Here is a 22,857-nt window from a genome sequence, read left to right on the forward strand (position 1 = left end):
TAAATGTTTTCAAAATGGTTTACAAGTCGCTTATGACCCTGGACGATCTCGCCTTCGATCGGCGCCACATCTGGCACCCCTACACCTCTATGACTTCCCCCCTGCCGGTCTACCCGGTGGTTTCCGCCCACGGTTGCGAGCTGTCCCTCGCCGGCGGCGAACAGCTGATTGACGGTATGTCCTCCTGGTGGGCGGCGATCCACGGCTACAATCACCCGCGTCTTAATGCGGCGATGAAAGCGCAAATCGACCAGATGTCGCACGTGATGTTCGGCGGGATCACTCACCCCTCGGCGGTGGCGCTGTGTCGTCAGCTGGTGGCAATGACCCCGGAATCGCTGGAGTGCGTTTTCCTCGCCGACTCCGGTTCGGTAGCGGTTGAGGTGGCGATGAAAATGGCCCTGCAGTACTGGCAGGCGAAAGGCCAACCGCGTCGTCGTTTCCTGACCTTCCGCAACGGCTATCACGGCGATACCTTCGGCGCGATGTCGGTCTGCGATCCGCAGAACTCGATGCACAGCCTGTGGCAGGGCTATCTGCCGGATAACCTGTTCGCCCCCGCGCCGCAGAGCCGCTTTGACGGCGAATGGGATGAAAGGGATATGGTGCCCTTTGCCCGCCTGATGGCCGCGCACCGTCACGACATCGCCGCGGTGATCCTCGAACCGATCGTTCAGGGCGCGGGCGGGATGCGGATGTACCATCCGGAGTGGCTGAAGCGGGTGCGTAAAATGTGCGACCGGGAAGGGATACTGCTGATCGCCGATGAGATTGCCACCGGCTTTGGCCGCACCGGCAAGCTGTTCGCCTGCGAGCACGCCGGTATCGCCGCCGATATTCTGTGTCTGGGCAAGGCGCTGACCGGCGGCACCATGACCCTCTCTGCCGCGCTGACCACCCGCGAGGTGGCGGAAACCATCAGCAACGGTGAAGCCGGCTGCTTTATGCACGGCCCAACCTTTATGGGCAACCCGCTGGCCTGCGCGGTGGCCAGCGAAAGCCTGCGCCTGCTGGAGAGCGGCGAATGGCAGCGGCAGGTGGCGGCGATTGAAGCCCAGCTGCAGACCGAGCTGGCTCCGGCGCGGGGATCCGCCCTGGTCGCCGACGTCCGCGTGCTGGGCGCTATTGGCGTGGTTGAAACCTGTCGCCCGGTCAATATGGCTGCCCTGCAGCGCTTTTTCGTCGAGCAGGGGGTGTGGATCCGACCGTTTGGCCACCTGATCTACCTGATGCCGCCGTATATCATCACGCCTGAACAGCTGTCCCGCCTGACCCGCGCCGTTAACCTGGCGGTGCAGGACGAAACATTTTTTAGCGAATAAATAGCGGAATTGCGTCGTGGTGCAGGCTACACTTCCTGGTTAATCAGCGCATTATCAATGAGGATGAAGCATGAAACTGATCAGTCACGATCTCCAGGACGGCGGTAAGCTGCCTAATCGTCATGTCTTCAACGGCATGGGCTACGATGGCGACAATATTTCGCCGCATCTGATGTGGGATGATGTGCCCGCAGGAACCAAAAGCTTTGTGGTGACCTGCTACGATCCGGATGCGCCGACCGGCTCCGGCTGGTGGCACTGGGTGGTGGCTAACCTGCCTGCGGATACGCGTGTCCTGCCGCAGGGGGCCGGTTCCGGTCAGGCGGAGCTCCCGGAAGAGGCCGTTCAGACCCGCACCGATTTTGGCAAGGCGGGATACGGCGGCGCGGCGCCGCCGAAGGGCGAGACCCACCGCTATATCTTTACCGTCCACGCCCTGGACGTTGAGAAAATTGAGGTGGATGCCGAGGCCAGCGGCGCAATGGTCGGCTTTAACGTCCATTTCCATTCCCTCGCCAGCGCCTCCATCACCGCCCTGTTCAGTTAATCTTCCCCCGGATAGCGGTTTGCGCCTTATCCGGGCTACCTGCGGCGCCACGTGTTTTTCAGGTGGCGCTTCACTCATCTTTACCACATAACTATTACATATCAAATAGATACACATAGCTGTAGGCCTGGCAAGCGCAGCGCCACCGGGCAAGGACTGCGGGCACAGAGCCGATTTTGTGCCGGGTGGCGGCTGCGCCTGACCCGGCCTACAGGGTCCTCTCCCAGGCCAACACCTCGCAGACCCGGCAAGCACAGCGCCGCCGGGGAAGTATTGATTACCTCCCACACATCCCTGTTGCACGGTTAGTTTGCCGGGCGGCGGCTGCGCCTTACCCGGCCTACGTTCTTACGACCTGTCGTTAATTTATTCACCATTGTTGCTGAAACTGCCGGTGCTGACGGCCTCAAAATCGCTGAGACGTTCCCGGAAGGCCGGGGCAGCCCGCATGGATGCGGGCTGAGGGCCGTGTTTTGCACGGACGCTGCCTCGGCCCGACCCGAAGCCTGCAGGGATAAGTCGAAGGGACCACGCAGTGGCGATTTTGCTGGCCGGAGCCCGGGGGTACAGGGGGCGGCGGCGACTGGCCGCCCCCTGTGCGCTCCCTGCACCGTAAGAGACATAACGCAGAAAATTAACCGGGAGCGCAATGTGCGCTGAAGCCACAGATAACATAAAGAACCAATCGGCGTTGCTTCCCCTCACCCTGGCCCTCTCCCCAAGGGAGACGGAACTGTCCGGCCATCGTTTCCGTGGCCACCATATTGCCGGGTGGCGGCTGCGCCTGACCCGGCCTACGGAGTCTGAAAACGTGGTAAACCGATAACAGTCTCCACCGCCGCCGGGCAATACATCAGGCTCCGTGCCCAATATGTTGCCGGGTGGCGCTTCGCTTATCCGACCTACATAACCATTAAATTTCAGAAGGTTAACCATCACCGTAGGCCCGCGCAAGCGCAGCGCCGCCGGGCAAAAAAGCAGCCCCAGACGCAGACAGCAGACGAAAAAAAACCGGAGGTTTCCCTCCGGCTTTTCTCATTCACATCACGCTACGCCTTACGCCACGTCTTCGTACTGCGGCACCGGGTTGCGGAAGCTTTTGGTCACGCAGGCCAGATAGACCAGACCGATACCGGCCCAGATCAGGCCCAGAATCATCGAGCTCTCTTCCAGGTTGACCCACAGCGCGCCGACGGTCAGGGCGCCGCACATCGGCAGGAACAGATACTGGAAGTGGTCTTTCAGCGTCTTGTTGCGTTTCTCACGGATCCAGAACTGCGAAATCACCGACAGGTTAACGAAGGTAAACGCCACCAGCGCACCAAAGTTAATCAGCGCCGTCGCCATCACCAGGTCGAAGTTAATCGCCAGCAGGGCGATAGCGCCGACCAGGATGATGTTCATCGCCGGGGTGCGCCAGGTCGGGTGCACATAGCCGAAGAAGCTTTTCGGGAACACGCCGTCACGGCCCATCACGTACATCAGACGCGCCACGCCAGCGTGCGCCGCCATACCGGACGCCAGTACGGTAATGGTGGAGAAGATCAGCGCGCCAACCTGGAAGGCTTTACCTGCCACGTAGAGCATAATTTCCGGCTGTGACGCATCCGGATCTTTAAAGCGCGAGATATCCGGGAAGTACAGCTGCAGGAAGTAGGTGGCAAAGATGAAGATCAGGCCGCCGATCAGCGCGGTCAGGAAGATCGCGCGCGGAATGACGCGCTCTGCATCTTTGGTCTCTTCAGACAGGTTGCTGATGCCGTCGAAGCCGGTAAACGAGAAGCACAGGATCGTCGCCCCGGTAATCATCGGGATCACGTGCGCGTCACCGGACCAGAACGGACGGCTGCTGGCCAGCGTACCGGCGCCTTCGCCGCCAAACACGCCATAAATCACCATGCCGAGGATAACGGCAATCAGCACCACCTGCAGCACCACGATCACGGTGTTGAAGTTGGCCACGGATTTAATGCTGCGCAGGTTAAAGGCGGTCATAAAGGCGACCAGCGCGATAACAAACACCCACGACGGAATCGAAGGCACCAGCGCTTCAAAATAGATTTTCGCCAGCAGAATGTTGATCATCGGCGCGAACAGGTAGTCGAGCAGCGAGGACCAACCCACCATAAAGCCAACGGTCGGGCTGATGGATTTCTGCGCATAGGTATACGCCGAGCCGGCGGACGGGTAACGACGTACCAGCTTGCCATAGCTCAGGGCAGTAAACAGGATAGCGATTAACGCAAAGGCGTAGGCCGTCGGCACGTGACCGTCGGTCATACCAGAGACGATACCAAACGTATCGAACAGCGTCATCGGCTGCATATAGGCCAGGCCCATCATTACAACCGGAACTAGCGTAAGTGTTTTACGTAATTCCACGCGAGAGGTATTTGGAGTAGCGTTATGCGACATAGTTATCCCCTTTTACGGTGAACGCCAGCGCGTAAGCAAAAAATTGCCCCATTTCTTTCTATTCCTCAGCGACAACGACTGTCGGTTTTTAGTAAATATCTATCCGGTACGAAGCCCGGCCTCTTGGTATTGAATGATGTGTCTTTCGACCAAAAAAATAACCGACACTTTAAAAAAAGCGTCGGCTAGTCTCTGGTTTTCAGGCCGCATATTTTGCAACAATATCAACGGCGTTGACAAGATGTTATGAAGTTCATTGCGTGAGCATAATTTTTAAGATGCTAATATCTATACGATTTCCGTATGATAAATTGTAAAAATAGCACTATTTGCTAATAGCGATTCGCGCCACCATTTCCCGGCCAAACCGCAGGCGGCGTCATTCCAGGCGATCCACGCGCGCTGACGAGGCGACAGCCCGCGCACGGCCAGGCTGACCAGCTCGCGGCTCTCCAGCAGCCCCTGCACCTGATAACGCGGCAGGCAGCCCCACCCCAGCCCCATGCGCAGCAGCGCCAGCTGCCCCGCGGCGTCACACACCGTCAGGGTCTCCTGATCGGCGAGCAGCGCCCCGCCCTCGCCGGTGGCCACCGCGCGGTAACGCCGCAGGGTTCGCCAGCTCAACGGGGCGCGGCGCGCCGCCAGAGGATGCTGCGGGGAGACCACCAGCAGCAGCTCCAGCTCGCCAAGGGGAAGATAATCATAGCCGCTCAGCGGCGGCGGCTCGCCGAGCGCCCCCAGCAGGAGATCGGCCTGCCCTTCCGTCAAGGGCCGCCAGTCCAGCAGCGAGGGGGTCAGTGTGAAGCGCAGCCGGGTGAGCGGCTGCTGTTGATAAAAGGCGGCGATCAGCGGCGAGAGTTGCGCCATGGGAAAGGTGCTGTCCACCGCCAGGCGGAGGGTATGTTCCCACCCCTGCTGCAGCTTAACCGCCCGGATCTCCAGTTCGCGGGCGATGTGCAACACTTCCCGCCCTTTCTCCAGCAGCATCTGTCCGGTAGGGGTAAAGCGCGCGCGGTGGCCGCTGCGGTCGAGCAGCTGAATATTGAGATCGCTTTCCAGCCGGTGAATGGTGTAGCTCAGCGCCGAGGGCGTTTTAAAGAGCTTTGCCGACGCCGCGGCAAAGCTCCCCTCTTTTTCCAGCGCGTCGAGGATCACGAGGACATCCAGCAGTGGTTTCATCGCTACCCCCTTACGGTATGCGAATCACCGCTGGCGGATCACTCCATCGGCATCACCAGCGGATCGGGGTACTGGTACTCAAACCCCAGCTCATTGCAGATACGATTGCCATCCACAATCTTGCCCTGGCCGCCGTCCGGGCTGTCGCTGAAGACCGGCGGCGGCAGCCCCAGCTCGCGGGCCATCTGCGGATAAAAGAGGCCGCGCGCCGGATGGCGGGGCGCACATAGATTATAGATGTGCCCGCCCTTCGGAGCCTGCAGCAGCAGTTCGATGGCGGCCACCACATCCTGCAAATGCACCAGGTTGACCACGTGCTGGCCATCCGGCGCCGACTTGCCGGCGAAAAAACGCCCCGGATGGCGGGACGGCCCCACCAGCCCGGCCAGGCGCAGAATATCCACCGAGGTCCCCGGCAGATTGTGCAGCCAGTCCTCCAGCTCCTTGAGCACCTGCCCGCTGGCGGTTTGCGGCAGGCGCGGGGAGTTCTCTTTCACCGTACCGTTGGCGTTGCCATACACCGAGGTGGAGCTGGTGAAGACGATCCGCGGAATATGGTACGCCAGCGCGGTATCGACGATCTCCTGCACCGCCTGCAGATAAAACCCTTCCCCCGCCCCGGTCCGCCGGGCCGGCAGCGTGATCACCAGCGCATCGACGTTCATCAGCGCGTCGAGGTCCTCGGTATCACAGACCAGCTGCGGCTCCAGGCGCAGCGGATAGCTGTCGATCCCGCACATCCGCGCCGCCTCCACGCCATCCTGCGTGGTTTTACTGCCGGTGACCTGCCAGCCTCGCGCCGTCAACGACAGCGCCAGCGGCATCCCCAGCCATCCCAAACCGACTATCGCGACCTTTTTCATCCCAGGCTCCTGACTCTTTCGCTGTGCTGATTACAGGCTACGCCAGCCAGCGGCAACTGACAATTTCTTCGCTCAATGTGAAATGAATTAATGATAGAAAAAAGCCCTTGCTTTCTGCGGCGAAAGTGGTTTAGGTTAAAGGACATCAAATGCATAGTCATTCACAGAGAATTTTTATGAACCGCGTTCAATTTAAACACCACCATCATCACCATCATCCTGACTAGTCTTTCAGGCGATGTGTGCTGGAAGACATTTGGATCTTCCAGTGGTGCATGAACGCGCAGAGAGCCCCCGGAAGATTCACTTCCGGGGGCTTTTTTTTGGACCAAATTCGGACAGATTCAGACAGGTATTCAGAGGAAAAGAACAATGTTAGACAACACCCGTTTACGCATAGCTATTCAGAAATCAGGCCGTTTAAGCGAAGATTCACGCGAATTACTCAGCCGCTGCGGCATTAAAGTCAATTTGCACACCCAGCGTCTGATTGCGCTGGCGGAAAATATGCCAATCGACATTCTGCGCGTGCGTGATGACGATATCCCGGGCCTGGTGATGGACGGTGTTGTCGACCTCGGCATTATCGGCGAAAACGTGCTGGAAGAAGAGCTGCTCAGCCGCCGCGCCCAGGGCGAAGACCCGCGCTATTTCACTCTGCGTCGTCTGGACTTCGGCGGCTGCCGCCTGTCGCTGGCGACCCCGGTGGATGAAGCCTGGAACGGCCCGGCGGCGCTGGACGGCAAACGTATCGCCACCTCTTACCCGCACCTGCTGAAGCGTTACCTCGATCAAAAAGGTATCTCCTTTAAATCCTGTCTGCTGAACGGCTCCGTGGAAGTGGCGCCGCGCGCCGGCCTCGCCGACGCCATCTGCGACCTCGTCTCCACCGGCGCCACCCTGGAAGCCAACGGCCTGCGCGAAGTGGAAGTGATCTACCGCTCCAAAGCCTGTCTGATCCAGCGCGACGGCGAAATGGACGACGCCAAACAGCAGCTGATTGACCGCCTGCTGACCCGTATTCAGGGCGTGATCCAGGCCCGCGAGTCGAAATACATCATGATGCACGCCCCGACCGAACGTCTGGAAGAAGTGGTTGCCCTGCTGCCGGGCGCCGAACGGCCGACCATTCTGCCGCTGGCGGGCGACAAGCAGCGCGTGGCGATGCACATGGTCAGCAGCGAAACCCTGTTCTGGGAGACCATGGAAAAACTGAAGGCGCTGGGCGCCAGCTCCATTCTGGTGCTGCCGATTGAGAAGATGATGGAGTAATCGGCCAGCCGGTCACGGGACACACAGGGGAAAACAATCATGAGCTTCAACACAATCATCGACTGGAACGGCTGTAGCGCAGACCAACAGCAACAACTCTTAACGCGCCCGGCGATTTCCGCCTCCGACAGCATCAGTAAAACGGTGGCGGAGATCCTCGATAACGTCAAAGCCAACGGCGACGCGGCGCTGCGCGAATACAGCGCGAAGTTTGATAAAACCACCGTCGCCGCGCTGCAGGTGAGCGAGGCGGAGATCGCCGCCGCCGGCGAGCGCCTCAGCGACGAGCTGAAGCAGGCGATGGCGGTGGCGGTGCAAAACATCGAGACCTTCCACAACGCGCAACAGCTGCAGGCGGTGGATGTCGAAACGCTGCCGGGGGTGCGCTGCCAGCAGGTGACCCGCCCTATCGCCTCCGTCGGGCTGTATATTCCGGGCGGCTCGGCGCCGCTGTTCTCCACCGTACTGATGCTGGCGACGCCGGCGCGCATCGCCGGCTGTCAGCAGGTGGTGCTCTGCTCGCCGCCGCCGATCGCCGATGAGATCCTCTACGCCGCGCAGCTGTGCGGCGTGAAAACCATCTTTAACGTCGGCGGCGCGCAGGCCATCGCCGCCCTCGCCCTCGGTACCGAGTCGGTGCCGAAGGTGGATAAAATCTTTGGCCCGGGTAACGCTTACGTCACGGAAGCCAAACGCCAGGTCAGCCAGCGTCTGGACGGCGCGGCCATCGACATGCCGGCCGGCCCGTCGGAAGTGCTGGTGATCGCCGACAGCGGCGCCAACCCGGACTTTGTCGCCTCTGACCTGCTGTCCCAGGCGGAACACGGCCCGGACTCGCAGGTGATCCTCCTGACCCCGGACGCCGGGGTGGGCAGCCGCGTCGCCGAGGCCGTGGAGCGCCAGCTGGCCGCCCTGCCGCGCGCCGAAACCGCCCGCGCAGCGCTCTCCGCCAGCCGGATCATCGTGGCCCGCGACCTGGCGCAGTGCGTGGCTATCTCCAACCAGTATGGTCCGGAACACCTGATCATTCAGACCCGTCAGGCCCGCGAGATGGTGGACAGCATCACCAGCGCCGGTTCAGTTTTCCTTGGCGACTGGTCGCCGGAATCCGCGGGCGACTACGCCTCGGGCACCAACCACGTCCTGCCGACCTATGGCTATACCGCCACCTGTTCGAGCCTCGGCCTGGCCGACTTCCAGAAGCGGATGACCGTGCAGGAGCTGTCGCGCGACGGCTTTGCCGCCCTCGCTTCGACGATTGAGATTCTGGCCGCCGCCGAGCGCCTTGACGCCCACAAAAACGCCGTAACGCTGCGCGTTGCCGCCCTGAAGGAGCAAGCATGAGCATTGAAGATTTAGCCCGCGCCAACGTCCGCGCGCTGACCCCGTATCAATCCGCTCGCCGCCTGGGCGGGAAAGGCGACGTCTGGCTGAACGCTAACGAATTCCCCACCGCCGTGGCCTTCCAGCTGACCGAGCAGACGCTGAACCGCTACCCGGAGCCGCAGCCGAAGGCGGTGATTGAGAACTACGCCCGCTACGCCGGGGTTAAACCGGAGCAGGTGCTGGTCAGCCGCGGCGCCGACGAAGGCATTGAGCTGCTGATCCGCGCCTTCTGCGAGCCAGGCGAAGACGCGGTGCTCTACTGCCCGCCCACCTACGGCATGTACAGCGTCAGCGCCGAGACCATCGGCGTCGAATGCCGCACCGTGCCGACGCTGGCCGACTGGCAGCTCGACCTGCCGGGTATCGAGGCGCAGCTGGACGGCGTGAAAGTGGTGTTTGTCTGCAGCCCGAACAACCCGACCGGGCAGATTATCGACCCGCAGTCGATGCGCGACCTGCTGGAGATGACCCGCGGCAAAGCCATCGTGGTGGCCGACGAAGCCTATATTGAATTCTGTCCGCAGGCGACGCTCGCCGGCTGGCTCAGCGACTACCCGCACCTGGTGGTGCTGCGCACGCTGTCCAAAGCCTTTGCCCTCGCCGGCCTGCGCTGCGGCTTCACCCTCGCCAACGCCGAGGTGATTAACGTGCTGCTGAAAGTGATCGCGCCGTACCCGCTCTCCACGCCGGTGGCCGATATCGCCGCCCAGGCGCTGAGCGCGGAAGGGATCGCCGCGATGCGTCAGCGCGTGGCGCAGATCCTCGACGAGCGCCGCTACCTGGTGGAACAGCTGCGCGGCATCGCCTGCGTGGAGCAGGTCTTCGATTCCGAGACCAACTACGTCCTGGCGCGGATAACCGCCTCCAGCGCAGTGTTTAAATCTTTGTGGGATCAGGGCATTATCTTACGTGACCAGAATAAACAACCTTCATTGAGCGGCTGTTTGCGTATCACTATCGGTACCCGTGCCGAGAGCCAGCGCGTGATTGACGCCTTGACTGCGGAGAAAGTATGACCCAGAAGTATCTCTTTATTGACCGTGACGGCACCCTGATTTCCGAACCGCCGGTGGATTTCCAGGTGGACCGTTTCGACAAGCTGGCGTTCGAGCCGCAGGTGATCCCGGCGCTGCTGAAGCTGCAGCAGGAAGGCTATAAGCTGGTGATGATCACCAACCAGGACGGTCTGGGTACCGACAGCCTGCCGCAGGAGGCGTTTGATGGCCCACACAACCTGATGATGCAGATCTTCGCCTCGCAGGGCGTTAACTTTGAGGAAGTGCTGATTTGTCCGCACTTCCCGGGCGACAACTGCGCCTGCCGCAAGCCGAAAACCCAGCTGGTACTGCCGTGGCTGGAAGAAGGCGTGCTGGATAAAGCCCACAGCTACGTGATTGGCGACCGGGCCACCGACCTTGAGCTGGCGGATAACATGGGGATTATCGGTCTGCGCTATGACCGCGAGACCCTGAACTGGCCGACCATCTGCGAGCAGCTGACCCGCCGCGACCGCTATGCCCACGTCGAGCGCATCACCAAAGAGACCCAGGTGGATGTGAAAGTGTGGCTGGACCGCGAAGGCGGCAGCAAGATCCACACCGGCGTCGGCTTTTTTGACCATATGCTCGACCAAATCGCCACCCATGGCGGCTTCCGCATGGAGGTCAACGTCGGCGGCGATCTGTACATCGACGATCACCACACGGTGGAAGATACCGGCCTGGCCCTCGGCGAAGCCCTGAAGCTGGCGCTCGGCGACAAGCGCGGCATCAACCGCTTCGGCTTCGTGCTGCCGATGGACGAGTGTCTCGCCCGCTGCGCGCTGGATATCTCCGGCCGTCCGCACCTGGAGTATAAGGCGGACTTCACCTATCAGCGCGTCGGCGATCTGAGCACCGAGATGGTGGAACACTTCTTCCGCTCGCTCTCTTACACCATGGCGGTGACGCTGCACCTGAAAACCAAGGGCAAGAACGATCACCACCGCGTGGAGAGCCTGTTCAAAGCCTTTGGCCGTACGCTGCGCCAGGCGATCCGCGTCCAGGGCGATGCCCTGCCGTCTTCCAAAGGGGTGCTGTAATGAATGTGGTGATCCTTGATACCGGGTGCGCCAACCTCAATTCGGTGAAATCGGCGATTGGCCGCCACGGCTATGAGCCGGTGGTCAGCCGCGATCCGGAGGTGGTATTGCGTGCCGATAAACTGTTTCTTCCCGGCGTCGGCACCGCCCAGGCGGCGATGGATCAGCTGCGCGACCGCGAGCTGATCGACCTGATCAAAGCCTGTACCCAGCCGGTGCTGGGTATCTGCCTGGGCATGCAGCTGCTCGGCAAGCGCAGCGAAGAGAACAACGGCGTCGATCTGCTGGGCATTATCGAGGAAGAGGTGCCGAAGATGACCGACCACGGCCTGCCGCTGCCGCACATGGGCTGGAACCGGGTGTATGCCAAAGCGGGCGATCGTCTGTTCCGCGGCATTGAAGAAGGCGCGTATTTCTACTTCGTCCACAGCTACGCCATGCCGGTCAATCCTTACACCATCGCCCAGTGCAATTACGGCGAGGCGTTTACCGCCGCGGTGCAGAAAGATAACTTCTTTGGCGTGCAGTTCCACCCGGAGCGCTCCGGGAGCGCCGGGGCGCAGCTGCTGAAAAACTTCCTGGAGATGTGATGATTATTCCTGCGTTAGATTTAATCGACGGCACCGTCGTTCGTCTCCACCAGGGCGATTACGGCCAGCAGCGCGACTATGGCAGCGATCCGCTGCCGCGTCTGCAGTCCTATGCCGCTCAGGGGGCGGAAGTCCTGCACCTGGTCGACCTGACCGGGGCGAAGGATCCGGCGAAGCGCCAGATCCCGCTGCTGAAATCGCTGGTCGCCGGCGTTGACGTCCCGGTGCAGGTCGGCGGCGGCGTGCGGACCGAGGCGGATGTCGCGGCCCTGCTTGACGCCGGCGTCGCCCGCGTGGTGGTCGGCTCCACCGCGGTGAAATCCCCGGAGGAAGTGAAAGGCTGGTTTAAACGCTTTGGCCCTGAACGACTGGTGCTGGCGCTCGACGTGCGTATCGACGCCGACGGCAATAAGCAGGTGGCGGTCAGCGGCTGGCAGGAAAACTCCGGCGTGACCCTGGAGGAGCTGGTGGAGAGCTATCTGCCGGTCGGCCTGCAGCATGTGCTGTGCACCGATATCTCCCGTGACGGCACGCTGGCGGGCTCCAACGTCTCGCTGTATGAGGAAGTCTGCGCCCGCTACCCGCAGGTGGCGTTTCAGTCATCCGGCGGCATCGGCGATCTCAATGATATTGCCGCCCTGCGCGGCACCGGAGTGCGCGGCGTGATTGTCGGTCGCGCGCTGCTGGAAGGTAAATTCAACGTAACGGAGGCCATTCAATGCTGGCAAAACGGATAATCCCCTGCCTCGACGTCCGCGACGGCCAGGTAGTGAAAGGCGTGCAGTTCCGTAATCACGAGATCATCGGCGACATCGTCCCGCTGGCCAAGCGCTATGCCGACGAAGGCGCCGACGAGCTGGTGTTCTATGATATCACCGCCTCCAGCGACGGCCGGGTGGTCGACAAGAGCTGGGTGTCGCGGGTGGCGGAAGTGATCGATATTCCTTTCTGCGTGGCGGGCGGGATCAAGTCGCTGGAAGACGCGGCGCAGATCCTCTCCTTCGGCGCCGATAAGATCTCGATTAACTCCCCTGCCCTCGCCGACCCGACGCTGATCAGCCGCCTTGCCGACCGCTTTGGCGTGCAGTGCATTGTGGTGGGGATTGATACCTGGTTTGATGCAGAGACCGGCAAGTATCACGTCAATCAGTACACCGGCGACGAGAGCCGCACCCGGGTGACGCAGTGGGAAACCCTCGACTGGGTGGAGGAAGTGCAGAAGCGCGGCGCGGGCGAGATCGTCCTCAATATGATGAACCAGGACGGGGTGCGCAACGGCTACGATCTGCAGCAGCTGGCGAAGGTTCGCGCAGTGTGCCATGTGCCGCTGATCGCCTCCGGCGGCGCGGGCACCATGGAACACTTCCTTGAAGCCTTCCGCGACGCCAACGTTGACGGCGCGCTGGCGGCCTCGGTATTCCACAAACAGATTATTAATATTGGCGAACTGAAAGCGTACCTGGCGGCACAGGGCGTGGAGATAAGGGTATGTTGACTGAACAGCTGGACTGGGAAAAAACGGACGGCATGATGCCGGCCATCGTACAGCACGCCGTATCCGGCGAAGTGCTGATGCTGGGCTACATGAACAAGGAGGCGCTGGAGAAAACCGAAGCCACCGGCAAGGTCACCTTTTACTCACGCACCAAACAGCGGCTGTGGACCAAGGGTGAAACCTCGGGCCATGTCCTCAACGTAGTGAGCATCACGCCGGACTGCGACAACGATACGCTGCTGGTGCTGGTGAATCCGATCGGGCCGACCTGCCACAAAGGCACCACCAGCTGTTTCGGCGACGCCGGCCACCAGTGGCTGTTCCTCTATCAGCTGGAGCAGCTGCTGGCCGAGCGTAAGCACGCCGACCCGGAGAGCTCCTACACGGCGAAGCTGTACGCCAGCGGCACCAAACGTATTGCGCAGAAAGTGGGGGAAGAAGGCGTGGAGACCGCGCTGGCCGCCACGGTGAACGACCGCTTCGAGCTGAAGAATGAGGCGTCGGACCTGATGTATCACCTGCTGGTGCTGCTGCAGGACCAGGGGCTGGATCTCGGGGAAGTGATTGATAATCTGAAAAGTCGGCACTAACGCGTTGACCCCCGCCGCAACGGCGGGGGTAGCTGGCCTCAGGATTTGCTTTCCAGCAGCGTAGTGTAGAGATTGACGTAAGCGTCAATCATATGGTCGGCAGTAAACATCTCTTCAAAACGACGACGCGAGTTTTCGCCATAGCGGCTGGCGGTTTCATCGTTATGCCAGAGCTCATTCATCGCCTCCACCAGCGCCTGGCTGTCATTCGGCGGGATCACGCAGCCATTCACTTTGTCCTGGTTAATGAACGAGGTCCCGGTGCCGATCTCGCAGGAGATCAGCGGCCTGGCGAAGCGCGCGCCTTCCAGTAACGTAATGCCAAACGCCTCGGAGCGCAGATGCGAGGGGAAGACCACGCCACGGCAGAGCTGGAAGAGAATGTATTTATCTTCGTCGTTGAGCATGCCGGTAAATACCACATTGCTCAGCCCGCGCTGCTGCGCTTCACGACGCACTTCCGCCTCCAGCGGCCCGCCCCCGACAATCACCACCGGCAGCCGGCTACGCTCGGCGGCATCCAGCAGAATGTGCAGCCCTTTGTAGTAGCGGAAAGCGCCGACGAAAAGGAAGAAGTTATCGCCGACGGTTTCCAGCCAGTGCGCCACCCGCTGCGGATCGTGCTGCACGTCGTGCTGTTCCAGACCAAACGGGATCACCACGGTTTTATCCTGATATTTTTTCAGGGTCTGGCTGGAGGCCACGTAGTTGGGCGACGAGGCGACAATGCAGTCTACGCTGGCGAGGAATCGCTCCTGCAGCGGCTGGTACAGCTTCATCAACCGTTTTTGTTTCACAATATCAGAGTGATAGGTCACCACAGTTCTGGCGTCAGGCCGCGCCGAGAGATGCAACATATCCATGAATGGAAACGGAAAATGGTAGTTGATGATGTCGTAATCATCTTTAATCTGCTTAAAACGCTTTAACGCTCTCAGCGAAAACGGCGTGGAGGCAATTTCAAAAAGCTGCTTATTATAAATGACCCGATGGTCTTCGTAGGCGACAGGTCCTGTCTCTTTGTCCGGGCTAAAAGTAAATACATCGGCTGCGATTCCCCGGCGGGCGCAGCCCTGACTGAGCTGATAAATGACCTGCTCAATACCGCCGTAGGTATCGGGATAGTAGGTCTTATAGACGTGTAGAACTCTCAACTGACACCCTTAGAGTAATTTATAGGCGTTAATGGTCTGGGTCGTACAGTTCTCCCACGAAAACTGTTTCGCCTGGGCAAGACCGCGCGCGGTGGCGATTTCCCGCCAGCTATCATCCTGCAGGCTCTGCAAAATATGCGCGCTAATCGCGTCTACATCATTAGGATCGGCAACGAGGCCGGCATCGCCAACCACCTCAGGCAAAGAAGTGACATTGGAACATACTACCGGCACACCGCAAGACATCGCTTCAAGAATAGGTAAACCGAATCCCTCATAGAAGGAGGGATAAACAAAGGTTCTGGCCGCGGCGTACAGATAAGGCAGGTCTTCATCCGGGACATAACCCAGGTAACGGATCCACCCTTCCCGCGTACCGCGCTCGACTAACTGCCACAGCACATCGTCTTCCCAGCCGCGATAACCGCTGAGGATCAGCGGGTAGCGCATGCGGGTCTCCATCGGCAGCAGCTGATAGGCCTGCAGCAGACCGCGGATATTCTTACGCGGCTCCATGGTGCCGATATACAACGCGTAGCCCTGCCACGCCAGCTGATATTTCTGCAGGACCGGCAGGCACTCCGCCGGGCTGCGCGGAATATAGTCGCTGCTGCAGGCCAGCTTGGTGGTGACGATCCGATCCGCCGGATAGTTGAACAGGCGGATGATTTCACTGCGCGAGAAGTCAGAGACGGTCAGGATCAACTTCGCCGAATCGAGGCTCTCGTGCAGGGACTTCTCCATATAGCGAACCCGATCTTTTGGATGATATTCCGGGCAGGTAAATATAGAGATGTCATGAAACGTGGTCACGGCGCGTTCCAGTCGATGCGGCAGATAAAAATTGGGACCATGGAAGATGTAATCTTTATAGTCGCGCAATGCCCATGCCTGGCGCCGCGGATGCAGCAGACGATACGCCTCAATCAGCAGCGGCTGGCGGCGCAGAAACGCCGACAGACGACCATGATTGCTGGCTTTGGTATCGCTTTTATTCTCAACCTGGGGGATCTGATCGATAAACGACGCGCCGTGAAACAGCTTCAGCTCTTCGATTTCGCGAGCGACCGCCAGCCGCTTAACCAGCTCCAGGGAATACCGACCGATGCCCGTTAATGGGTATTTAATTGGCTCAGTAGCAAAAATAATTTTCATAACGAACTCATCACAAGGGCCACCGGGGCGGCCCTGTTGATAGCGATTATTGCTTCGCGGCTGGCGCGATAATCGGCAGGTTTTTCAGGAGAAATTCCGCGCTCTGCTTCCAGGTTAACCAGTTGATATTTTCGGAGCGAGGATGCGCGTTTTGCTCATACAGGGCTAACCAGTCTTCGACGGCCTTCGCGATGTCGGCCGGCGCTTCCCCGGAGAAATACCAGGCATGTTCCTGAGCAATCTCTTTAAACACCGGGATATCGCGGATAATCACCGGCAGCTTTTTCTGCGCCGCTTCAATCAACGGCAGGCCAAAGCCCTCCCCCTGCGAGGCAAAGATCAGCGCGCGTGAACGAGCATATAGCTCGGCCAAAAACTCGTCGCTGATATTCTGCAGCCAGAACAGCTTTTTGTTCAGCTGCGGATGATGGCGTAATTTTTCGCACAAGCTGTCAACGTTCCAGCCCTGTTTGCCGACGATAAACAAGTTGTACTCTTTGCCCTCGCGCCACAGCTCCTCGAAGGCGGCCAGCGTCTGGGCGTGGCCTTTGCGCGGCTCCATGGTGCCAACCATGATAAATGACGGGGCTGCGGCCATCGTGGCTAACAGCGCCTGTGCATTGTCCGGCATACCAGTGGACGGTACACTGGCATCGAGGTCGGCGCCCAGATGGAAGTTGCTGACGGTCAGCAGCGGATTCGGTTTCACCCAATGGCTATTTTCCGCAATCCACGCTTTCACATCCTCGGCGACGCTGGCAGAGACGCAGATCAGCCGGTCGGCATGCTCTGCGAGGCAGGACAGCCAGATCGGGAATTCACGCTGAATGCCTTCGATACTCCACTCCGGGCGACGTAATGGCAAAATATCATGCACCACGAAGCAGGCGAACGCCCCGGCGGCGCGCATGCTGTCAATTTGCGTCACCACCTCCGGGAAGAGATGCGCGGTCAGATCGGTGGCGATCAGAATATCATCTTTGCTGAACAGCACCGGCTCGTCGGCACCATATTCGCCCGGGAAGTTACTGGACAGATATTGGTTGGCGTAGCGATAACACTCGCCTGGGGTGTAGTAGACGGCGGAAACCTCATAACCCGGCACGCCGGATTTCAGTAATTCGCTAAGAATACTGCGCGAGACGCGCTGGATCCCGGTCTTCGCGTCATGCTTCGCCAGAACCGAAATATCCACCAGCAGCTTGCGGGTATGGCGCTTAAAGCCGTTGCGCGCAACCGCCCACGCCAGACCCAGACGGTCGACTTCGCTCAGCGCATCAATTTTCTGCATCGTCTGAATGCGCGAGGCGGTCACGCCTTCCACCTGCCCGGCATGCGCCTCTTTGGACGACTGCAGCAGGCGAGTGAAACCATCGATCGCCAGATGGGCGGTGTTGGCCCAGGAGAATTTGGCCGACTGCGTCAGAGCATGCGCCTTCAGCTCACGGTAAAACGCCTCATCGGTCAGCGCCTTCTCCATCACCCGGCGAATATCCTGCACGTCATGCGGATTGAACATGGCATCTTCCCAGCCAATGACTTCCGGCAGGCTGGTAATGTTTGAACCTAAGGTCGCCGCCCCGCAGCGCATCGCTTCCAGCGGCGGCAGGCCGAAACCTTCATGCAGCGACGGGAACACAAACAGTTTGCACAGGTTGTACAGAGCAATCAGATCGTCGTCGGTCAGGAAGCCGGTAAAGATAAGCTGGCTGCGTGACAGGCCATAGCTTTCCGCCAGACGCAGAATCCGCTCCAGATCCTCCGGGTGCACCTTATACGCCAGCACCATCGGATAGCGCTGCTGCAATTCGGCAGGCAGCATGCTGTAGGCGTGAATAAGCGCTTCGATGTTTTTCCGCGGCTCGATCATCGCCAGCGTCAGAATAAACTCATCGGGCAGGCTGTATTTGTCTTTTAAAGACTGAATACGCTCGGCGGAATAGTCGATAACCGCAAACTCTTCCCCCACCGCCGAGGAGATGTTCAGCACTCGATCGCTGGCGATGTCGGTATATTCGATCACTTCCTGGGCCGCCGACTGCGAAATAGCGAAGATCGCGTCCGCCCGCTCAAACTCCGCCAGCTTGTTCATATAAAACTCGCGGAAATTCGGATCGCCGAGATAACGCTCTTTATTTAACAGCGGGATCAGATCGTGGCATACGCACACTGTCTTCCACGGCACATTGTCCGCCGGAATGGACACGGTATAACTATCCCCATGGCCTTCGAAGAAGCTAATAACATAGACAATATCAGGCGCGATATTGGCGATAGCGATATCGCGGGCCGCCTGGGCGGCTTTGCTACGGCCGTGGTTATCAATATTGCAATAGGCCGTTGGCGCAACGGCGGAGAAGATGAACATATCCTCGTCCGCCAGCAGGTCCCGATAGGCCATTTTTACATCATTAATATTGTCAATGGGATACATACCATTGATCAGAATACTGACGCGATGCTCGCCGGCATTTTCAATAATGGCGCGGCTCATGGCCAGGGTACTGCGACCGATACCGCGGAATTTACTTTCCGACTGGTAACCCTGGACATCAATCAAAATATGCAAGTTAATCTCCTTATTTATTTTTCGTTAGTTTGAGATAAATTTCATAAACCTCCGGAGGTAAAAGCTCCGGATGCATCACTTGCAGCTCAGTCTGCGATAAAATTTGCGCATCAGCCTGATACTGGCTGTGCGGTAGCGGATTCATACGACGATACAAACGGTAGGCCGGCTGATAAAGGCCCAGCTTATGTAACCCATTTACCGCGGTATGTTTTACCTTCGGATGTTTTCTCATAAACGAGAAAACAAACCGCAGGACGCGTTTAATAAAATGTTTACAACGCTGCACGAAACCATACTGCCTCAGCAAATGGATCTGCAGTCCCAGATAACGATAACCCTTGGTCATTCTCCAGGAACGGCTGCGATGGATTTTTTCAATTTCCTGGCGAAGCTGCTGGTTTTCGTTATGTAAATGGTGAATCTCCCGGTTAGCGGCTTCCAGTCGCTGGAGGAGCTCAGCGGTTTCCGGCGGCAGCTCGGGCTGAGTGTCAGCCTGGGCGTGCGCTTGTGCCGACTCCAGCAGCGCGGTCAACTGCGCCATATTCTCAGTCAGCCAGCTCAGCTCATGGCTGACTTCCACTGGCTGTTGCGCTTTCTCGACTAACGCATCCTGTGCCGCCTGCAGCTGAACGATCTGTTGCTCCAGGGCATGGATTTCCCCACGCATCGCCTCCGAGCCGGCGCTTTCATTGCGCACCCGGGACTGGAGCTCCAGCAGCACCGTCTCCTGAGCGATGATCCACTGCTCCGTCGCCCCACGCTGCTGTTCAGCTGAAGGCAGTTTCGCTTTTTTGTCGAACAGCGCTAACAGCAGGGCAAAGTTCCAGCTGTCAACCGGCTCCTGCCAGACCGCATACAGCCAGTTTGACCACGGCTGCGGCAGGTTGAACGGATGCACGGGCGCCGAGCGCCAGAAACCGTTTATGTTTTTGTTTTCGGCAAACAGCTCGTTCACAAACACGAAAAACGACTGGACAAGGTTTGTCGGCCAGCTGCAGTCCTGTGGGGTGGTGACGATAGAGCCGAAGTCGATTAAACGGGCATGCTGCCGGGCATCGACCATCACGTTCCATGGGCGCACATCGTCATGCCAGAACCCTTGCTTCTCCAGCGCCGCTAAGGAACGGAGCAAGGTGCCAAGGATTTTTTCACGATCGATCTCTTCCCCGGCCGCCAGCATATCGCTCAGCAAGCTACCCGGGAGCTTTTCCATCACCAGCCAGCCAGACTGGGCGTTTTCGCCGTGGGCCAGTAATGCCGGCGCGTCAAAGCCCGCTGGCGGTTGCGCCAGGAACTTTATTTCATTATGCAGTTCATGTTTATTACGCTGGCTCTCTTCCGCCGTCAGGATGCCGTGGGGCATGTCGTAATAGAAAAACTTGCACACATAATCTTCGCCAAAGAAGTAGCGACGGCTGCGCTTATGCGCCAGGCCGGCCCCGGCATAGGGCTGATTTTGCCAGTGCTGGAACGGCTGATTAAAATCGTTGAGCAGCACCCGGTGGTTACTGACCAGGTACATCGGGCGCGGAACGGGGGATAAATGGGTATCAAACTCGCCAATCAGGCGATAAAACGCGCACTGCTCAATCAGTTCGCGCGGATCGTCCGGCTGAGAAACGCCCCAGTAGAGCGGTTCTTCTTTCACCGCCAGCTCAAGGATCACCGCCTGGGTGACATCCGCCAGGCGCGAGAGCAGACGTTTAACTTCATCGATACCATGAAGATGAACAATATGGTGAAACACGCTTAAGCCAATGGCCAGATCAAACTCGCCCTCTTCCAGCGCGGCGATCACCTCTTCAATTCTGCCTACCCGGAATTCGGCGGCAAAGTCGGGGTTTTCTTCGGCCAGCGCGCGGCACACGTTAATATTTTCCTGCTGGAAATCGATACCAACGATAGTCGCGCCTTTGCTTGCCAGGCTCAGGCTGAAAAAGCCCTGAGCGCAGCCCAGATCGAGAACTTTAAGCGGGCGGCCCAGCGCGCGGGATAAGTTATCGTACTGTTCGGTAATCAAATCGAGACGTTGATTACAATCGCGAGCGGCGTCGCCATCCCACTCGGGATGGCCAAAAATAGTTTGATAAATCTCAGGTAATTCGCTAACCAGCGTGTTTAAGTTTTTAGTCATGGAATCGTTTTTCTCAACGTCATTGGTAGCTAGTAAAGGACGACTTAAGATCGATGACACCCCAAAAATCCATGCTCTTGGTCACATGTAAAATAATGGAGTCGTAACGTCTGTCCAGCGGCGTCATATCCGTCTGCGGGTTGCCGGCAGAGATACCAAATGACAGCAGGTAATCGCCACTGTTTAAATCCACCGGAAGGCTAAATTTAAACACCCGAACATCGCCGCGGGAAACCGAAATATTCTCGCGCCCTTCTGAGGCGAGGAAAGAGTTGGTTCCGTAGAGGAATAAGCCATCGAGGGTCTTAATCAGGATGCCTGGCACCACGCAATCAAAATCGTATTCAAACACGACCTTCATCAGAAAATCGGTCTGCTGATTGCCCGTCAGCGAGGGCGGAAAATCAACCCCGGCGCTCTGAATATGGTAATCGATGATTTTCGCGCCACCCTGCCCCCAGCGGTACTCTTCCGGACGGTAGCCTGGTCGCGTGTGGTACACATCTTCAATCTCATCGAGCGACATCTGGCTTTCGCCACTGGCTGACGAGGTAGCAGTTTCGCTTTTCTTGGCGCTGTCTTTATCAGGTTTGCCAAACAGCTCATCCAGGTAACGGTTGGTCACATCACGGGCGGTGCCGTCCATGCAAATGTCACCATTTTTGAGGAAGATGGCGCGGTCGCAGTGTTTGACGATATCCCCGGCGCTGTGGGAAACCAGCAGCAGCGTGGTGCCCTGCTTTTTGAAGTCCGCAATGCGGGCGTAGCACTTCGCCTGAAAGCGGGAGTCGCCAACGGAGAGCGCTTCATCGACGATCAGAATATCCGGGCGAGAAGCGGTGGCCACGGCGAACGCCAGGCGCATTTGCATGCCGCTGGAATAGATGCGCACCGGCTCTTCAATGTAGTCGCCGATATCCGCAAAGGCTTCGATCTCCGGCATTAAGCGCTCGATCTCTTCCCGGCTCAGGCCCATCATCAGCCCGGACATATACACGTTCTGCCGGCCGGTAAAGTCGGGATGGAACCCCATGCCCAGCTCCAGCAGCGCGGCGACGCGCCCCTGGATCTCAATGCTGCCTTTGGTGGGCTGGGTGGTGCCGGTCAGCAGCTTCAGCAACGTACTTTTACCTGCGCCGTTCACCCCGACAATACCAACTGCTTCACCGGGTTCAATGCTGAAATTGATGTCTTTTAACACCCATTTTTTGCTGTGCCGCGGCTTATCGCCCGGCAGCAGTTTCTCGATGACCCGGTTCCATTTGGATGGGTAATATTTATACGCCTTGCCGACGTGCTGAACTTTGATACTCATGATTAAATCTCGTCCACAATATCAGCGGCATGTTTTTTAAATAAACGCCAGGCAAATAAAAACAGAATGACCGACACCACAGTGACCGGAAGCAGCGCCATCCAGTCAGGGCTCTGGTGATAGAGCATCACATTCTGGTAGGAACCGATAATAGTCGCCATCGGGTTATAGGCCAGCAGGCCTGAAACCCATTCCGGCAGCGTTTTGGACACGTAAACAATAGGCGTAAACCAGAACCAAAACTGCAGCAGAATATTGACGAACTGGCCGATGTCGCGGACAAAAACGTTCAGCACGCCGAGGATAATCCCCAGGCCCAGGGTGAACAGCATCTGGACGATCAGCACCGGAATGATTTCAAAGAAAATCATGCCCGGGAAATTCCCCGTGACGATCAGAAACAGCACAAACAGACCGAAAATGATCAGAAAGTTAATGAACGCCGAAGCGGTGACGATGATCGGTAAACAGATCCGCGGAAAGCTGAGCTTTTTAAGAATGTTGGCGTTGGTCAAAAAAACGTTGACCAGATTGTTGAGCGTTTCCGTGAACAGCCCCCAGGTTAACACCCCGGAACAGAGGTAGATGCTATAGGCAAAAGGGCCGTCCATGCCCGCCAGGCGGGCACGCATTAATTCAGAAAAGATTAATGTATAGACGGAAATCATGGCGATCGGCTGCAAGATCAGCCATGCCGCGCCTAAAAAGCTGGTCTGGTAACGGGACTGAAAGTCCCGTTTAACGCTGTCAATAATAAAGCCACGGTAGCGATAGATCGCTGAAAACAT

Annotated in this window: 20 protein-coding genes and 1 other annotated feature; of the genes, 11 read left to right on the forward strand and 9 right to left on the reverse strand. The window is 58.5% G+C overall.

All coding sequences use genetic code 11. The annotated features are described in order from the left end of the window. Nucleotides 1–32: 32 nt before the first annotated feature. Nucleotides 33–1,322: an adenosylmethionine--8-amino-7-oxononanoate transaminase gene (gene bioA / locus QLG03_RS07385; protein ID WP_255988514.1), complete on the forward strand. Its 1,290-nt coding sequence runs from the start codon at nt 33–35 to the stop codon at nt 1,320–1,322. 70 nt (nt 1,323–1,392) lie between these two features. After that, a complete protein-coding gene (locus QLG03_RS07390; RefSeq protein ID WP_002895575.1) occupies nt 1,393–1,869 on the forward strand; it encodes a kinase inhibitor in 477 nt (158 codons plus the stop codon). Between the two features lie 1,056 nt (nt 1,870–2,925). On the opposite strand, the gene plaP is transcribed toward QLG03_RS07390, so the two are convergent. The 3 genes from plaP to QLG03_RS07405 all read right to left on the reverse strand — a co-directional run bounded on the left by plaP (nt 2,926) and on the right by QLG03_RS07405 (nt 6,326). Continuing rightward, nucleotides 2,926–4,284 (reverse strand): putrescine/proton symporter PlaP, encoded by a 1,359-nt coding sequence (gene plaP, locus QLG03_RS07395; protein ID WP_004203583.1) that lies wholly within the window; start codon nt 4,282–4,284, stop codon nt 2,926–2,928. Between the two features lie 288 nt (nt 4,285–4,572). Continuing rightward, nucleotides 4,573–5,463 (reverse strand): LysR family transcriptional regulator, encoded by an 891-nt coding sequence (locus QLG03_RS07400; protein ID WP_255989159.1) that lies wholly within the window; start codon nt 5,461–5,463, stop codon nt 4,573–4,575. 38 nt (nt 5,464–5,501) lie between these two features. After that, nucleotides 5,502–6,326 (reverse strand): SDR family oxidoreductase, encoded by an 825-nt coding sequence (locus tag QLG03_RS07405; RefSeq protein WP_023290355.1) that lies wholly within the window; start codon nt 6,324–6,326, stop codon nt 5,502–5,504. 176 nt (nt 6,327–6,502) lie between these two features. On the opposite strand from QLG03_RS07405, the gene hisL reads away from it, so the two are divergent. The 9 genes from hisL (at nt 6,503) to hisIE (ending at nt 13,739) form a co-directional block, all read left to right on the forward strand. Continuing rightward, on the forward strand, nt 6,503–6,553 hold the full coding sequence (hisL, locus tag QLG03_RS07410) for a his operon leader peptide (protein WP_004899375.1): 51 nt from the start codon (nt 6,503–6,505) through the stop codon (nt 6,551–6,553). Then, nucleotides 6,529–6,651: a sequence feature (His leader region), on the forward strand. It overlaps the preceding gene by 25 nt. Before the next feature lie 47 nt (nt 6,652–6,698). Then, the gene (gene hisG, locus QLG03_RS07415; protein ID WP_023290356.1) at nt 6,699–7,598 is read left to right on the forward strand and encodes an ATP phosphoribosyltransferase; all 900 of its coding nucleotides are present in this window, start codon (nt 6,699–6,701) and stop codon (nt 7,596–7,598) included. 39 nt (nt 7,599–7,637) lie between these two features. Then, entirely contained in the window at nt 7,638–8,942 is a 1,305-nt protein-coding gene (gene hisD, locus QLG03_RS07420; protein WP_255989156.1) for a histidinol dehydrogenase, read from the forward strand. Next, nucleotides 8,939–10,000, forward strand: a complete 1,062-nt coding sequence (gene hisC, locus QLG03_RS07425; RefSeq protein WP_102006444.1) for a histidinol-phosphate transaminase — start codon at nt 8,939–8,941, stop codon at nt 9,998–10,000. The genes hisD and hisC overlap by 4 nt, the downstream gene beginning before the upstream one ends. Further along, nucleotides 9,997–11,064 carry a bifunctional histidinol-phosphatase/imidazoleglycerol-phosphate dehydratase HisB gene (gene hisB / locus QLG03_RS07430; protein ID WP_017899706.1) on the forward strand — a complete coding sequence of 356 codons (1,068 nt, stop codon included), beginning with the start codon at nt 9,997–9,999 and terminating at the stop codon, nt 11,062–11,064. The genes hisC and hisB overlap by 4 nt, the downstream gene beginning before the upstream one ends. Further along, nucleotides 11,064–11,654, forward strand: a complete 591-nt coding sequence (gene hisH, locus QLG03_RS07435; protein ID WP_002912227.1) for an imidazole glycerol phosphate synthase subunit HisH — start codon at nt 11,064–11,066, stop codon at nt 11,652–11,654. Before hisB ends, hisH begins: the two co-directional genes overlap by 1 nt. Then, nucleotides 11,654–12,391, forward strand: coding sequence for a 1-(5-phosphoribosyl)-5-[(5-phosphoribosylamino)methylideneamino]imidazole-4-carboxamide isomerase (gene hisA, locus QLG03_RS07440; protein WP_032453443.1), 738 nt, complete (start codon nt 11,654–11,656; stop codon nt 12,389–12,391). Before hisH ends, hisA begins: the two co-directional genes overlap by 1 nt. Next, a complete protein-coding gene (gene hisF / locus QLG03_RS07445) occupies nt 12,373–13,149 on the forward strand; it encodes an imidazole glycerol phosphate synthase subunit HisF (RefSeq protein ID WP_110237420.1) in 777 nt (258 codons plus the stop codon). The genes hisA and hisF overlap by 19 nt, the downstream gene beginning before the upstream one ends. After that, nucleotides 13,143–13,739: a bifunctional phosphoribosyl-AMP cyclohydrolase/phosphoribosyl-ATP diphosphatase HisIE gene (gene hisIE / locus QLG03_RS07450; protein WP_023290360.1), complete on the forward strand. Its 597-nt coding sequence runs from the start codon at nt 13,143–13,145 to the stop codon at nt 13,737–13,739. The genes hisF and hisIE overlap by 7 nt, the downstream gene beginning before the upstream one ends. A 38-nt stretch (nt 13,740–13,777) precedes the next feature. Here the strand turns inward: hisIE and wbdC are convergent, their stop codons facing one another. Genes wbdC through wzm form a run of 6 tightly spaced genes read right to left on the reverse strand, consistent with a single transcriptional unit; the run spans nt 13,778 to nt 22,857 of the window. After that, a complete protein-coding gene (gene wbdC, locus QLG03_RS07455) occupies nt 13,778–14,893 on the reverse strand; it encodes an N-acetyl-alpha-D-glucosaminyl-diphospho-ditrans,octacis-undecaprenol 3-alpha-mannosyltransferase WbdC (RefSeq protein WP_147733339.1) in 1,116 nt (371 codons plus the stop codon). A gap of 9 nt (nt 14,894–14,902) precedes the next feature. After that, nucleotides 14,903–16,048 (reverse strand): glycosyltransferase family 1 protein, encoded by a 1,146-nt coding sequence (locus tag QLG03_RS07460; RefSeq protein ID WP_147733340.1) that lies wholly within the window; start codon nt 16,046–16,048, stop codon nt 14,903–14,905. A gap of 46 nt (nt 16,049–16,094) precedes the next feature. Beyond that, nucleotides 16,095–18,617, reverse strand: coding sequence for a polymannosyl GlcNAc-diphospho-ditrans,octacis-undecaprenol 2,3-alpha-mannosylpolymerase WbdA (gene wbdA, locus QLG03_RS07465; RefSeq protein ID WP_049014735.1), 2,523 nt, complete (start codon nt 18,615–18,617; stop codon nt 16,095–16,097). Nucleotides 18,618–18,627: 10 nt separating this feature from the next. Continuing rightward, a complete protein-coding gene (locus QLG03_RS07470) occupies nt 18,628–20,754 on the reverse strand; it encodes a methyltransferase domain-containing protein (protein WP_255989148.1) in 2,127 nt (708 codons plus the stop codon). A 19-nt stretch (nt 20,755–20,773) separates the two neighbouring features. Next, nucleotides 20,774–22,069: an O9 family O-antigen export ABC transporter ATP-binding subunit gene (gene wzt, locus QLG03_RS07475; protein WP_004203600.1), complete on the reverse strand. Its 1,296-nt coding sequence runs from the start codon at nt 22,067–22,069 to the stop codon at nt 20,774–20,776. Nucleotides 22,070–22,071: 2 nt separating this feature from the next. Then, complete coding sequence (wzm, locus tag QLG03_RS07480) at nt 22,072–22,857, reverse strand: O9 family O-antigen export ABC transporter permease subunit (protein WP_032453448.1); 786 nt, start codon at nt 22,855–22,857, stop codon at nt 22,072–22,074.

Origin of the sequence: Klebsiella sp. V115_8 (assembly GCF_029967715.1) — a bacterium.
GTDB lineage: Bacteria > Pseudomonadota > Gammaproteobacteria > Enterobacterales > Enterobacteriaceae > Klebsiella > Klebsiella quasipneumoniae.

Bases quoted from the DNA above. Each gene is read 5' to 3' on its own strand.
- bioA (WP_255988514.1), top strand. From the start codon at position 33: ATGACCCTGGACGATCTCGCCTTCGATCGGCGCCACATCTGGCACCCC.
- QLG03_RS07390 (WP_002895575.1), top strand. From the start codon at position 1,393: ATGAAACTGATCAGTCACGATCTCCAGGACGGCGGTAAGCTGCCTAAT.
- plaP (WP_004203583.1), bottom strand. From the start codon at position 4,284: ATGTCGCATAACGCTACTCCAAATACCTCTCGCGTGGAATTACGTAAA.
- QLG03_RS07400 (WP_255989159.1), bottom strand. From the start codon at position 5,463: ATGAAACCACTGCTGGATGTCCTCGTGATCCTCGACGCGCTGGAAAAA.
- QLG03_RS07405 (WP_023290355.1), bottom strand. From the start codon at position 6,326: ATGAAAAAGGTCGCGATAGTCGGTTTGGGATGGCTGGGGATGCCGCTG.
- hisG (WP_023290356.1), top strand. From the start codon at position 6,699: ATGTTAGACAACACCCGTTTACGCATAGCTATTCAGAAATCAGGCCGT.
- hisD (WP_255989156.1), top strand. From the start codon at position 7,638: ATGAGCTTCAACACAATCATCGACTGGAACGGCTGTAGCGCAGACCAA.
- hisC (WP_102006444.1), top strand. From the start codon at position 8,939: ATGAGCATTGAAGATTTAGCCCGCGCCAACGTCCGCGCGCTGACCCCG.
- hisB (WP_017899706.1), top strand. From the start codon at position 9,997: ATGACCCAGAAGTATCTCTTTATTGACCGTGACGGCACCCTGATTTCC.
- hisH (WP_002912227.1), top strand. From the start codon at position 11,064: ATGAATGTGGTGATCCTTGATACCGGGTGCGCCAACCTCAATTCGGTG.
- hisA (WP_032453443.1), top strand. From the start codon at position 11,654: ATGATTATTCCTGCGTTAGATTTAATCGACGGCACCGTCGTTCGTCTC.
- hisF (WP_110237420.1), top strand. From the start codon at position 12,373: ATGCTGGCAAAACGGATAATCCCCTGCCTCGACGTCCGCGACGGCCAG.
- hisIE (WP_023290360.1), top strand. From the start codon at position 13,143: ATGTTGACTGAACAGCTGGACTGGGAAAAAACGGACGGCATGATGCCG.
- QLG03_RS07460 (WP_147733340.1), bottom strand. From the start codon at position 16,048: ATGAAAATTATTTTTGCTACTGAGCCAATTAAATACCCATTAACGGGC.
- QLG03_RS07470 (WP_255989148.1), bottom strand. From the start codon at position 20,754: ATGACTAAAAACTTAAACACGCTGGTTAGCGAATTACCTGAGATTTAT.
- wzt (WP_004203600.1), bottom strand. From the start codon at position 22,069: ATGAGTATCAAAGTTCAGCACGTCGGCAAGGCGTATAAATATTACCCA.
- wzm (WP_032453448.1), bottom strand. From the start codon at position 22,857: ATGTTTTCAGCGATCTATCGCTACCGTGGCTTTATTATTGACAGCGTT.